This window comes from Arthrobacter sp. 10N44_2 (genome assembly GCF_056394385.1).
Genome location: NZ_JBFTHT010000006.1, coordinates 220,978 through 233,741, shown reverse-complemented (window position 1 = coordinate 233,741; position 12,764 = coordinate 220,978). Strand labels below are relative to the sequence as shown.

The 12,764-nt window shown below is 68.0% G+C and carries 11 protein-coding genes; 4 read left to right on the top strand and 7 right to left on the bottom strand.

Annotation, left to right across the window (positions count from 1 at the left end; translation table 11 throughout):
• Both AC1DBX_RS09480 and nboR read left to right on the top strand, forming a co-directional pair.
• Positions 1–1,317 (top strand): transketolase-like TK C-terminal-containing protein (locus tag AC1DBX_RS09480; RefSeq protein WP_476931614.1); only part of this gene is annotated, 1,317 nt, incomplete at its 5' end.
• Between the two features lie 21 nt (positions 1,318–1,338).
• On the top strand, positions 1,339–1,962 hold the full coding sequence (gene nboR, locus AC1DBX_RS09475; protein ID WP_476871856.1) for a nicotine blue oxidoreductase: 624 nt from the start codon (positions 1,339–1,341) through the stop codon (positions 1,960–1,962).
• Positions 1,963–2,031: 69 nt separating this feature from the next.
• Here the strand turns inward: nboR and AC1DBX_RS09470 are convergent, their stop codons facing one another.
• The 7 genes from AC1DBX_RS09470 to AC1DBX_RS09440 form a co-directional block, all read right to left on the bottom strand.
• Positions 2,032–2,676, bottom strand: coding sequence for a uracil-DNA glycosylase (locus tag AC1DBX_RS09470; protein ID WP_476931613.1), 645 nt, complete (start codon positions 2,674–2,676; stop codon positions 2,032–2,034).
• Positions 2,677–2,714: 38 nt separating this feature from the next.
• Entirely contained in the window at positions 2,715–3,698 is a 984-nt protein-coding gene (locus AC1DBX_RS09465; protein ID WP_476931612.1) for an aldo/keto reductase, read from the bottom strand.
• A gap of 26 nt (positions 3,699–3,724) precedes the next feature.
• Positions 3,725–6,547: a molybdopterin-dependent oxidoreductase gene (locus tag AC1DBX_RS09460; RefSeq protein ID WP_476931611.1), complete on the bottom strand. Its 2,823-nt coding sequence runs from the start codon at positions 6,545–6,547 to the stop codon at positions 3,725–3,727.
• 2 nt (positions 6,548–6,549) lie between these two features.
• On the bottom strand, positions 6,550–7,530 hold the full coding sequence (locus AC1DBX_RS09455) for an FAD binding domain-containing protein (RefSeq protein WP_476873694.1): 981 nt from the start codon (positions 7,528–7,530) through the stop codon (positions 6,550–6,552).
• Positions 7,521–8,804: an XdhC family protein gene (locus AC1DBX_RS09450; protein WP_476860181.1), complete on the bottom strand. Its 1,284-nt coding sequence runs from the start codon at positions 8,802–8,804 to the stop codon at positions 7,521–7,523. Before AC1DBX_RS09450 ends, AC1DBX_RS09455 begins: the two co-directional genes overlap by 10 nt.
• A 17-nt stretch (positions 8,805–8,821) precedes the next feature.
• On the bottom strand, positions 8,822–9,316 hold the full coding sequence (locus AC1DBX_RS09445; protein ID WP_476860182.1) for a nucleoside deaminase: 495 nt from the start codon (positions 9,314–9,316) through the stop codon (positions 8,822–8,824).
• A gap of 268 nt (positions 9,317–9,584) precedes the next feature.
• Positions 9,585–9,767: a hypothetical protein gene (locus AC1DBX_RS09440; RefSeq protein WP_476860183.1), complete on the bottom strand. Its 183-nt coding sequence runs from the start codon at positions 9,765–9,767 to the stop codon at positions 9,585–9,587.
• A gap of 381 nt (positions 9,768–10,148) precedes the next feature.
• On the opposite strand from AC1DBX_RS09440, the gene pucL reads away from it, so the two are divergent.
• Together pucL and AC1DBX_RS09430 are read left to right on the top strand one after the other, a co-directional pair.
• On the top strand, positions 10,149–11,057 hold the full coding sequence (gene pucL, locus AC1DBX_RS09435) for a factor-independent urate hydroxylase (RefSeq protein ID WP_476931610.1): 909 nt from the start codon (positions 10,149–10,151) through the stop codon (positions 11,055–11,057).
• A gap of 108 nt (positions 11,058–11,165) precedes the next feature.
• Positions 11,166–12,683: a nucleobase:cation symporter-2 family protein gene (locus AC1DBX_RS09430; protein WP_476871847.1), complete on the top strand. Its 1,518-nt coding sequence runs from the start codon at positions 11,166–11,168 to the stop codon at positions 12,681–12,683.
• Positions 12,684–12,764: the final 81 nt, after the last annotated feature.

The window sequence follows — 12,764 nt, the reverse complement described above, 5'->3', positions numbered from 1 at the left end:
TCCAAGCACGCCGACGTCACCCTCCCGGACGAGAAGGTCTACGAAGTCGCCAACCGCGGCTCCGGCAAGCAGCACGCCGCCACCACCATGGCGTTCGTCCGCCTGCTCAAGGACCTCATGCGGGACAAGGAGTTCGGCAAGCGGATTGTCCCGATCGTGCCGGACGAATCCCGCACGTTCGGCATGGACGCGTTCTTCCCGACGGCGAAGATCTACAACCCGGACGGCCAGGGCTACCTCTCCGTGGACCGGGAGCTCGTCCTTGCCTATAAGGAATCGGCCCAGGGCCAGCTGATCCACCCGGGCATCAATGAAGCCGGGGCGGTGGCAGCCTTCACCGCCGCCGGAACGTCCTACGCCACCCACGGCGAACCGCTCATCCCGGTCTACGTCTTCTACTCGATGTTCGGCTTCCAGCGCACAGGCGATTCCTTCTGGGCGGCCGCCGACCAGATGACCCGCGGGTTCATCATCGGCGCCACGGCAGGCCGGACCACGCTGACCGGCGAAGGCCTGCAGCACGCCGACGGGCACTCCCCGATACTGGCAGCAACCAACCCGGCCGTCATCACCTACGACCCGGCATACGGCTACGAGATGGGCCACATCATCCGGGACGGCCTGGAGCGGATGTACGGCCCCGGCGAAGCCGGGAAGGAAATTGCCGGCAACGATCCGTCGCGGAACGTGATGTACTACATCACTGTCTACAACGAGCCGATCGTCCAGCCGGCCGAACCCGAAAACCTCGACGTCAACGGTGTCCTGAAAGGCATCTACCGGGTGTCGGAGTCGGACTTTGACGGGCCTAAAAGCCAGATCCTGGCCTCCGGCGTGTCCGTTCCGTGGGCCCTCGAAGCCCAGCGGGTCCTCGCCGAGGACTGGGGCGTCTCCGCCGATGTCTGGTCCGTGACCTCCTGGACCGAACTCCGCCGCGACGGCCTCGCGGCAGAAGAAGAGGCCTTCCTGAACCCCGGCCAGCCCGCCCGCGTCCCGTTCGTGGCCCAGCAGCTCGCCGGTGCCACCGGGCCGGTCGTGGCGGTCACCGACTACATGAAGGCCGTGCCGGACCAGATCCGCCAGTTCCTGCCGCACCAGTTCGCCTCGCTCGGCGCGGACGGTTTCGGCTTCTCCGACACCCGCGCCGCGGCCCGCCGTTTCTTCAAGAACGACATCCACTCGATTGTAGTGAAGACCCTCCAGCTGCTGGCCTCGCGCGGAGAGGTCGACAGCGGGGTGCCCGCCTACGCGATCGACCGCTACAAGCTCCTGGACGTCACCGCCGGGACCACCGGAGGAGCGGGTGGCGACGCCTGAGAAGCGAGTTATGGTGGGCAGATGAGCGACAGCAGAGCGCACGGCACCGGATCCGGCGGCACGACGGCGGTGCTGCTGGCCGCCGGAGCCGGGACGCGGCTGGGGCTCGGGCCCAAGGCGTTGCTCCCCTTCCATGGCCGCACGCTGGTCGAAGTGCTCGCTGACGTGCTGCTAGCGGGCGGCTGCCGGGAGGTGGTGGTGGTGCTTGGCGCGGATGCGGCAAGGGTCCGCGCCGCCACCGACCTCGGCCGGCACCGGGTCATCGACAACCCGCACTGGGCCAGCGGAATGGGCAGCTCGTTCCGGGCCGGTATCGCCGCGGCGGCCCTGGAGGCCCATGTGCTCATTGCGCTGGTGGACCAGCCCAGCCTGACCAGGGAGACCGTCACCCGGCTGCTGGCAGCCCACCGGCCCGGCCGGGTAACGGCGGCCGGCTACCGCGACGCGGAGGGGACGCTGCAGCGCGGACACCCGCTGCTGCTCGATGCCGGGCTTCGCACCGAAGCCGCGGAAACAGCAACGGGCGACGCCGGCGCGCGCGTCTTCCTGCGGGCGCACCGGGACCTGATTGATCTGGTGGACTGCAGCGACCTCTCCGGCGGCGAGGACCTCGACTCCCCCGAACAGCTGCACCTCCTCGACTAAAGACAACGCGGGGTCAGATACGGCCCATCAAGACCCCCTCGATGGGCCGTATCTGACCCCGCGCTGGTTTTAGCGCGAGTGAGCCAAAAACTCCTGCAGGCCGCGCTTGAAACCGGACCGGCCGCCGTGGGCCGGGTGCCTGATTTTCGGGGCGTCCATGCCGCTGCGCTGCAGGCTGCGGTGCGCCACATTGCCCACGGCCACCACGGTTTCGATGGAAAACGCCTCGATCAGCGCCTGCCAGAACGGAGTTCCAAGGTCAGCCTCGGAGGCCCTCGGCGTGCGGTTGGACAGCGGCCGCCCGGGCACGTGGGTGTGCCACGGGCAGGCGCTCCACAGCAGGGGCAGGAATTCCAGCTCGGCCAGGACCTGCCACATCACCGTGGCCGTCGGCTCCGCAGCGATTCCCGCAGCATCCGCCGGGAGCACGTACCCCTTCCCGGGCCCAAACAGCCCAAACCCGTTGGCAGGGCCTTCGAGCATTGCGCGGTTCGTGAAGGGAATCCCGGTGATCCTCATGCCCCTGTACCCGGGGGCTTCGCCCAGCAGCAGGACCTTTGGGGCGCGGTCCTGCATCTCCCGCAGATAGAGCTCCAGGTTCCGCCGCCGCTGCGCATTTCCAGGCTCGGTGTGATCAAAGAAGTTGTTGCAGCCCGGCCCCGTTTCGACGGCCGCGAGACGGTCAACGAAGCCGTCGATGGAGGAAACAGTCATTCGTCGGCCCTTGGGGACACCCGGCAGAATCAAGCGCCCTACCAGCGCGGGTGGATGGTTTCACGGAAGTAGCGGTCATAGATTTCGCGGACGCCGACGTCGAACGTTGCGTCAATGCCGCTGACACCCGCCGCGGCGGCATTGGAGCGCGCCTGGTCCACGTTCCGCGCGCCCGGGATCACCGTGCTGACGCCGTCCTGCGCCGCGATCCAGGCGATGGCCGCCTGGGCGGTGCTGACGCCGTCGGGCACCAGTTCCTCGAACTCGGCCACCGCTTTGAGGCCTTCCCCGAAGTCCACGCCGGAGAAGGTTTCCCCGACGTCGAACGCCGATCCGGTGCGGTTATAGTTCCGGTGATCGTCCTCCGCGAAGGACGTCTCCGCGGTGTATTTGCCGGAGAGCAGCCCGGAGGCGAGCGGGACGCGGGCGATGATGCCCACCCCGGCGGCCTCGGCGGCGGGCAACACTTCATCCAGCGGCTTGAGCCGGAAGGCGTTGAGGATGATCTGCACGGTGGCGGTGCCGTCGTGGCGCATTGCTTCGAGGGCTTCCTCGGTCCGCTCCACGCTGACGCCGTAGTTGCGGATGGCCCCCTCGGCCACGAGCGTGTCCAGCGCGTCGTAGACCTCGTTGTTGCTGTACACCGCGGTGGGCGGGCAGTGCAGCTGGACCAGATCCAGCTGCTCGACGCCCAGGTTGCGCCGCGACCGGTCGGTCCATTCGCGGAAGTTGGCGAGGTTGTAGTTCGCCGGCCGCTGCTCCACCCGCCGGCCCATCTTGGTGGCCACCGTGATGTCCAGGCCGGGGTTGTCGGCCAGGAAGGCGCCGATGGCCTGCTCACTGCGGCCGTCGCCATAGACGTCCGCGGTGTCGAAGAACGTGACGCCCGCTTCGACGGAGGCCGCCAGGATGGCCTGCGCCTGCGCGGGGTCCACGTTGCCCCAGTCCGCGCCAAGCTGCCACGTCCCCAACCCGACGGTGGAGACGTTTCGTCCGGTTTTGCCCAAGATTCGTTGTTCCATCGTCCGACTATAGGCCGGCAGCGGCCTCAAAGCGGACGAACCAGCCCTGCTTCCTTCAGGCCCAGATAGATCTTGTCCCGGGTGATGGGCAGCTGGGAAAACCTCACGCCGGTGGCGTTCCGGATGGCGTTCGCGAGCGCCGGCGCCACCGGATTGAACGGGCTCTCGCTCATCGACTTCGCGCCCAGCGGGCCCAGCTTGTCGCTGGTGTCGGCGAAGTACACCTCGCTGCGCGGCACGTCGGCGAAGGAGGGGACGTGGTACTGCCGCAGGACGTCGGTGGTGACGCGGCCGGCGTCGTCCACTGTGACCTCCTCGTAGAGCGCAGAGCCGAGGGCCTGCGCGATCCCGCCTTCGATCTGGCCGCGGCACTGGCGCGGATTGACCACCACGCCGGCGTCGGCCGCCTGCACGCTCTGCAGGATTCGCAGCTCCCCCGTCCCGGTGTTCACCGCCACCCGGAAGCCCTGGACATTGAACGCCACGGAACGCGGCGTCCCGCCCCAACGCCCCTCGGCGGCGAGCTCGACGCCGGCCTGCTCCGCGGCGTCGTAAATGTCCGTCAGGGGCACCCGGGTTCCCTCGCAGTCCACAGCGTCCCCGTCCAGGACGCAGCCGGAGCGCGGCACGAGGCGGAGGCCGGCGGCGAAGGCGCGGATGCGGAGGGCGAGGTCCTCGGCGGCCGCGAGCGTCGCTTTGCCCGCCACTACGGTGCCGGCAGATCCGAACGCCCCGGAATCGTGGTCCACCAGGTCGGTGTCGGACTGCCGGAGGGTGACGCGGGCGGCGGAGGTGGACAGCGCGGTGGCCGCGAGCTGCGCGTGGACGGTGGAGGTGCCGTTGCCGAATTCTGCCGTCCCGACGTCGGCGGCGTAGGTCCCGTCGGGCAGGAGCCGGAGCCTGGAGTGGGCAAAGTGGCCGCGTGGCGGGACGGTGTCGATCATGGACAGGGCAGTCCCCTCCCCGACCACCCAGTCCGGTCCCAGGCTGTCGAGGCCGGCGGCGCGGCAGCGTTCCCGCCCACGGGCCAGCGCGTCCTCGACCAGCTTCGTGCACTGGTCCAGGCCGTAGCTGCCGTAGCGGACGTCCTCCTGGGGCTCGTCGCGGATGGACAGCATGTCGTCGCCTTCCCGGACCATGTTCCGGCGGCGGAACTCCAGGGGGTCCATGCCGATCCCTGCCGCGAGCTCGTCGATGCCGGATTCGATCGCGAAGATCATCTGGCTGAGCCCGTAGCCTCGGAAGGCACCGGACGGCACCGTGTTGGTGTACACGGCGTGGGCGTCCACTTTCTTGTTGGCGCATTTGTACACCGCCAACGACTCACCGCAGCCGTGGAACATGACCCCGGTCGCGTGGTTGCCATAGGCGCCCGTGTTGGTGAGCACCTCCAGCTTCAGTGCGGTCAGCCGCCCGTCGCGGCTGGCGCCGGCCTTGAGATGGATGGTGAAGGGATGCTTGGTGGTGGCGGCGGTGAACTGTTCGGTCCGGGTGAATTCAAGCTGCACGGGGCGGTTGAGCTTCAGGGCGGCCAGCGCCACGACGTCCTCGGTGAGCACCTCTTGTTTGCCGCCGAAACCGCCGCCCACCCGTCCGGCCACCACCCGGATCTGCTCTTCCGGCAGGCCGAACACCCGGCCCAGGGTGCGCCGCACCAGGAACGGGACCTGGCTGGAGGTGCGGATCAGCAGCCGCCCGTCACCGCCGATCGAGGCGATGGAGGCATGGGTTTCGAGCGCCATGTGCTGCACCCGTTGAGTCCGGTACGTGTGTTCGTGGATGAAGTCCGCCGCGGCGAACCCGGCCGCCATGTCGCCGAGCTCGGAATGCAGTTCCGCGACGACGTTCCGCTCCGGCCGGCTGATGCGGGCCGTGGTTGCGTCCTTGTCCCCGTGGAGGGCGGGGGCGCCGGGGAGCATGGCGTGCTCCGGGGTAAAGACCGCGTCCAGCACCTCGTAGTCGACCTTCAGGGCCCGCACGCCAGCCTCCGCCGCCGCCACCGTCCCGGCGACGACGGCGGCGACGCGCTGGCCGGTGAACCGCACGACGTCGTCAAACACGCGGGTGTCGTCCGGGTCGTCGGTGTAGAGCTCGTGCTGCGCGGTCGAAAACAGCTGCGCCGGGGAGTCCTCGTGGGTGAAGACGGCCGCGACGCCGGGAATCGCCAGCGCGGCTGCTGCGTCGATGGAGCGGATCCGGGCGTGGGCATGCGGGGAGCGCAGCAGTTTCGCGTGCAGCAGCCCGGGCAGTTCATCGGCCGGGACGTCCAGGGTGTAGCGGGCCTGCCCCGTGACGATGGCGAGGCCGGCGGGGGCGGGAGCGTCGTCGCCCAGTTGTCCGGCGCGCGGCTCCGGCCGGCCAGGCCCCTCAGAAGGGGTGACCGGGCGGCTCCCCCTCCCGCAGACGGCGTCCTCGATGGCCGTGTACCCGGTGCACCGGCACAGGTTGCCCTTCAGGTTCCGCGGCAGGTCCGCCCTCTGCTCCTCATCGAACGTCGCTGCCGTCATCACCATGCCGGCCGTGCAAAAGCCGCATTGGAAGCCCTGCCGGTCCAGGAACTGCTGCTGCATCGGATGAAGCGCGGTGCTGTTGGGGTCACCGGGTCCGCCGGAGGCGCTGGCGGCGGCCAGTCCTTCCACCGTGGTGACCGCCCGGCCTTCCGCGCGGACCGCGGGATAAATGCAGCTGTGCACCGGGACCCCGTCCACGTGCACCGTGCAGGCGCCGCAGTCGCCGGCGTCGCAGCCCTTCTTGACGCCCAGGTTCCCCTGCTCGCGAAGGAACGTCCGCAGGCACTGGCCGGGACGGGGTTCGGCCTGCGCCGGGACACCGTTGATCTCGATTCTCATGCTCAGGCACCTTCCGTCCGGAGTCCACCGTTCAGGGTCCCGCCCCGCGGCGGCCAGAAGTCACCGGATATGCGTAACGGGTCGCGGCCTGCCGGGGCGGTGAGTTCGGCCTGGATTTCATGGGCCAGCCGGTACGTCATGTCCTTGCGCCAGGCGGGCAGGCCGTGGACGTCGTCGTGGTACAGCTCATCGGGGATGGCGGCATCCAAGGCCTCGGAGAGAGCATCAGTGAGGGCGCCGGCGAGCGCCGCCGCGGAGGACTCCAGGCGCAGCTGCACGGGGCGCTTGGTGGCTGCGGTGACGGTCAGGACCAGGGTGCCGCCGGCGTCGAGCCTTCCAATCAGCAGCACCGCTGACCTGCCCAGGTTGCTCAGCGACAGCCGGCGGAAGGCCACCCGGGAGGACAGTGCCGCCGCCGGCAGGCTCACGCTGCGCAGGAGCTCGCCGGGAGCGAGGCAGTTCGTCCCGTCGCCCGTAACGAAGTCCAGCACCGGGAGCGTGCGGCGGGCGCCGCCGGGGCCCAGAATGGTGGCCGTGGCGTCGAGCGCCGCGCAGAGCGAGATCATGGGCCCGGCCGGCAGGGAAGTGCACAGGTTGCCGCCCACCGTGGACATGTACCAGACCTTGAAGGAGGCCACAAAAGACTCGCAGCAGGGGCGGACGAGCTCCACGCCGGGCCAGTTCCCGGCCAGCCCCCGGCCGGCGGCCGAGCCGGCATCCGTATCCGCATCCGCATCCGCATCCGGGAATGCATACAGTTGCGCGATGGTGCAGGTCGCCGCCAGCTCGATGCCGGCCGCCGACACCGCTATGGGTGTCCAGTCCGTGGAGCCGAGGTCCAGGAGGCGCCGGAGCGGTTCCTGTCCGGCGGCGGGGCTCCCGGAGGAGAAAAGCACGGTGCCCCCCGCGAGCCAGGCGTCCCCTTCGCGCCACTGCGCCGGATCCGCGGTGCGGACCACGGCCTCGATGGTGTTCATGTCCACTGGGCCTCCTCAGGTTCCGGCATGCCGGCGCTGCTGTCGTGATGGTTGCGGCCGTGATGGTTGCGGCCGTGATGACTGCTGTCCTGATGATTTCGGGAGTAGTGGTGAATGGGGCCGCTGGCATCCTTCAGGGACACGCTGCCCTGGGCCAGCCCGGCGGCCTTGCTCCGGTTGGCCACGAGTTCTGCCGTGATGGAGACCGCGACCTCTTCCGGCGTGACGGCCCCGAGGTCCAGGCCGATGGGCGAATGCAGCCGGGCCAGGTCGCCGTCGGCCACGCCGGCCTGCCGCAGAGCATCGATCCGCCCGCGGTGGCTTCGTCTGGACCCCATGGCGCCGACATAGTCCACGTCCAGGCCGAGCGCGGCCTGCAGGAGCGGGACATCGAATTTCGGATCGTGTGTGAGCACGCAGATGGCCGTCCGGGCGTCGGTGCGGCCGGCCAGCACTTGGTCCGCCAAGTACCGGTGCGGCCAGGCCGTGGCCACCTCGTCCGCGGCGCCGAACCTGTCCTGCTGTGCGAACGCCGGGCGCGCATCGCACACCGTGACATGGAAGCCCAGGAGTTTCGCGGCCGGCACGAGTGCCGCACCGAAGTCATTGGCGCCGAAGATCAGCAGGCGCGGCGCCGGTAGCCGGCTCTCCACCAGCAGGCTCACGGGTTCCTGCTGGCGCTCCCCCGCGGACGCGATCCGGACCAGCCCTGTACGGCCTCCCCTCAGCAGCGGTTCCAACTGGGCTGCTGCCGCCCGCATCGCGAGCCCGGCACCACCGGAACCGCCCGCACCGAGCATCGCGGCGAGTTCGGCCGACTGCAGTACCTGGAAGGCCGCCGGGTCTGGAACCACGACGGCGCCGCCTCCGCCGGCGTCTACCCTGCGGATCAGCGCAGCGCCGCCGGCCGGATGCCTCCCTGCCAGGGCCAGCAGGCCGTCCAGCCGCAGCCGGCCGGGCCCCGTATCCACGGGTTCGATGTGGATTTCCAGCCTGCCGCCGCAGGTCAGCCCGGCCGCAAACGCGTCCTCGGCGCTGTATCCGAAGAACTCCCGGCGCGTCCTGCCGTCGCGCATTGCCTCCAGGGCCGCTTCCACAACGGCCCCTTCAACGCATCCACCGGACAGGCTGCCCAGCACCTCGCCGGTCTCCGAGACCAGCATGGAGGTGCCCACGGGCCTCGGCACTGATCCGGCAGTGCCCACGACGGTGGCCACCGCGCAGAGCTGCCCGGACGCGGCCGGCCGCCATGTGCTCAGGTGCGGGAGCAGATCCAACATGGCCGCAGTCCCCGGCGCTAGTAGTCGGTCCGGGACTCAAGCGAGTTCCAGGCCTTGAAGGGATCCAGTGCCGCGGGCGCTTGCGGGTCTGTGAGTTCCAGCCTGCCCACCGGCATGAGCGCGTCGCGCTGATCGTTTTCGAAGTATTCGTAGAAGACGGCGTCATCGAACCCCGCGGACGCGGCATCGTGCCGGTCCGCGGCGAACACCACGCGTGACACCCGCGCCCACAGTGCGGACGCCAGGCACATGGGGCACGGCTCGCAGCTGCAGTAGAGCGTGGCACCGCTGAGATCGAAGGTGCCCAGTTCGCTACAGGCCCGCCGGATGGCCGTCACCTCGGCGTGCGCCGTGGGATCGTTGGTGGCGGTGACGCGGTTGACGCCTTCGAACGCAAGCCCGTCCGCAGTGACCACCACTGCGCCGAACGGGCCGCCGCTGTTCAGGACGTTAGCCTTGGCCAACTCGATGGATCTCGCCAGGAACTTCTGGGCCGTACCGGTTGTAGTCATGCCGCCACTCCCTACCTGCGGAAGCCTGTACACCGTGACGGGTACGCAAGGGCCGTATGCGACGGTGACCAGTCTTCAGCATGTGCCTTGAAGGTTGCGCCTGGTAGATAGCTTCCCGCGTCCCGGGCTGCCCGCCGTTGGCAAGATCGACAGTAGCACCGGGATGTCCGCGCGGCGCGCCCTATTTGAGGGAAGCCCAGTTTCGTTATGTGAAATCTCTATTTCCGGGTCTTCACGCCAACGCCGCCCTACCGCCCAAACAAAACGTCTACCGGCCAAAGAGCGGCAGCGCACGGAGCCATCGGGAAAAGCCGCGGTCCCTCCGTTCGCAGTCGGCCGGAATGTAGAAGTCCGGGTCTGTGGCACCGAAGTCCGCGGCGCTGAACGGCAGGTACAGCTCCTGGCCGGGCGCCGGAAATTCAACGGCACTGCCCTTCTCCTGCGAGTTCATGGATTCCTCCTCATGCATTGTGTGGCTGCTTCCTCGCACCGAACCGAATCATGCGGCTGAATTCCACATTTTGGAAATAATTTATTGCTATATGGAAAAGACTAGGGCGACGGAAGCCTGCGGTCAAGAGCCCTGGCCGCCGCGGTCACAAACCGTTTTTTCGAAAAGTGATGTACACCACGCCCGGACCGGGCTACGCTTAATCCCAATTCGTGGCGCAGGTCACGTAACCTGGGAGCAGCAGGCAGGGTCGTAATGAGCTGGCATCAACTGATGTCGGCTCTTTTTTGTGGGCCGACGGAATGAGAAACGCGCGGGAAACACGCGCTTAATTTCTATGTGGGACTTTGGTGTCACATACCTGAAGTTGGGAATCAGACCATGAGCAACAAGATCGTCCTCGGCCACAACCAGTACGGAAAAGCCGAAGTCCGGGTCGTCAAGATCACCAGGGACACCGACCGCCATGAAATCGAAGACCTGAATGTCACCTCGCAGTTGCGCGGGGACTTCGCGGCTGCCCACCTCGAAGGCGACAACAGCCATGTGGTGGCCACGGACACCCAAAAGAACACCATCTATGCCTTCGCCCGGGACGGCATCGGCTCCCCGGAAGCCTTCCTGCTGCGGCTAGGCAAGCACTTCACCTCGAACTTCGACTGGGTCACCGGCGGCCGCTGGGCAGCCGAATCCTACAAATGGGACCGGATCCAGGCCCACGGGACCGGGCACGACCACTCCTTCGTCCGCAGCGGCCAGGAAGTCCGCACCGCGGTCCTTGTCCGCAACGGCGGTACCGAGCACCTCATCGCCGGGCTCAAGGACCTCACCGTGCTGAAGTCCACCCAGTCTGGATTCAGCGGCTTCCCGCGGGACAAGTACACCACCCTCCCGGAAACGTCCGACCGCATCCTCGCCACGGACGTATCGGCCCGCTGGCGCTTCAGGACCGGCACCGACTTCGGCACCTTCGACTTCAACAAGAGCTACGAGGACGTCAAGAGCCTGCTGCTGGAGGGCTTCACCGAAAAGTACTCGCACGCCCTGCAGCAGACCCTCTTTGACATGGGCGCCAAGGTCCTCGAAGCTCACACCGAGATCGACGAGATCAAGTTCTCCATGCCCAACAAGCACCACTTCCTCGTTGACCTCTCGCCCTTTGGCCTCGACAACCCCAACGAGGTCTTCTTCGCCGCCGACCGCCCCTACGGCCTGATCGAGGCCACCGTCCAGCGTGAAGACGCCAGCCCCGCGGAAATCGCCTGGTCCGGGATCGCCGGCTTCTGCTAGGACTCCCGAGCGGGCCGGCCCGGAGCTCCGGCGCCGGCATTCCAGCACCCGTTAGCCAGACATTGTTAGCCGGACGAAGAAGTCCGCCATGAACCAAGAAGGTCTGCCATGAACGCACGCAAAAAATTGACCGCCCGGCTGCCACGCACCCGCGGCACCGGCGGCTCCGGCGGCACCCCCCGCCCCGAGGACCAACGACTCTCCATCGGAAGCAGTTTCGCCTACGGCTTCCAGCACGTCCTGACTATGTACGGCGGCATCATCGCCGTCCCCCTGATCGTCGGCCAGGCCGCCGGCCTGGCTCCGGCCGACGTCGGGGTTCTGATCGCCGCGGCCCTCTTCATGGGCGGCCTGGCCACGCTGCTCCAGACCCTGGGCTTGCCGTTCTTCGGCTCCCAGCTCCCCCTGGTTCAGGGCGTCTCGTTCGCCAGCGTGGCGACGATGGTCGCCATCGTCACCGGCGGAGGCGGCCTCCCTGCCGTCTTCGGCGCTGTCATTGCCTCTGCAGCCATCGGGCTGCTGATCGCCCCGGTGTTCTCCAAGATTGTCCGGTTCTTCCCGCCGGTGGTCACCGGCACAGTCATCACCATCATCGGCCTCACACTGATGCCCGTGGCGGCCAACTGGGCCATGGGCGGAAACAGGAAGGCCGAGGACTACGGGAGCGTGGCCAACATCGGGCTGGCGGCTATTACCCTGGCCCTCGTGCTCCTGCTGAGCAAGGTCGGCAGCGCCACTATTTCCCGCCTGTCCATCCTGCTGGCCATGCTGGCCGGAACGGGGGTCGCCGTCGTCACCGGCATGGCGGACTTCTCGAACGTCGGCGACGGCCCGATCGTTGCCTTCCCCGCACCGTTCCACCTCGGCGCACCCACCTTCGAGGCTGCCGCCATCATCTCCATGCTGATCGTGGTCCTGGTCATCCTGACCGAGACCATGGCCGACATCCTGGCCGTCGGCGAAATCGTGGGCACCCGGGTTGATTCGAAGCGGATCGCAGCGGGCCTGCGGGCAGATATGGTTTCCAGCCTCGTGGCGCCGGTCTTCGGCTCCTTCACGCAAAGCGCGTTCGCCCAGAACGTTGGTTTGGTCGCCGTCACCAAGATCAAGAGCCGCTATGTGGTGGCGGCCGGCGGCGTCATCCTGGTGCTGCTGGGCCTGCTGCCGGTGCTCGGCCGCGTGGTCGCGGCGGTCCCCACAGCCGTCCTGGGAGGTGCCGGGATTGTGCTCTTCGGCACGGTGGCCGCGAGCGGCATCCGGACCCTGGCCAAGGTGGAGTACCGGAACAACATGAACCTGATCATCGTCGCCGCCTCCATCGGCTTCGGGATGATCCCGATCGCCGCCCCCACGTTCTACGACAAGTTCCCCAGCTGGTTCGCAACGATTTTCCATTCCGGCATCAGCTCCGCAGCGGTCATGGCCATCGCGCTGAACCTGCTCTTCAACCACCTGAAGAAGGGCAACTCGGAGAACCAGTCGGTCTTCGTGGCCGGAACGGGCCGCGTCATCCGCGAGGAAGACCTTCAATGCCTGGCCGAGGGCGACCGTTACGAGAACGGCAAACTGATCGACTGCGACGGCAAGGAAGTCCCGGTGGAGTCCGCCGCGACATCCGAACACTAGCCCCCTAAGACACCACCGGCATGAGCGTTGCGGCCCCTCCCTGTGAAGGTAAAGGGGCCGCAACGTGGCCTGGCAGACGGC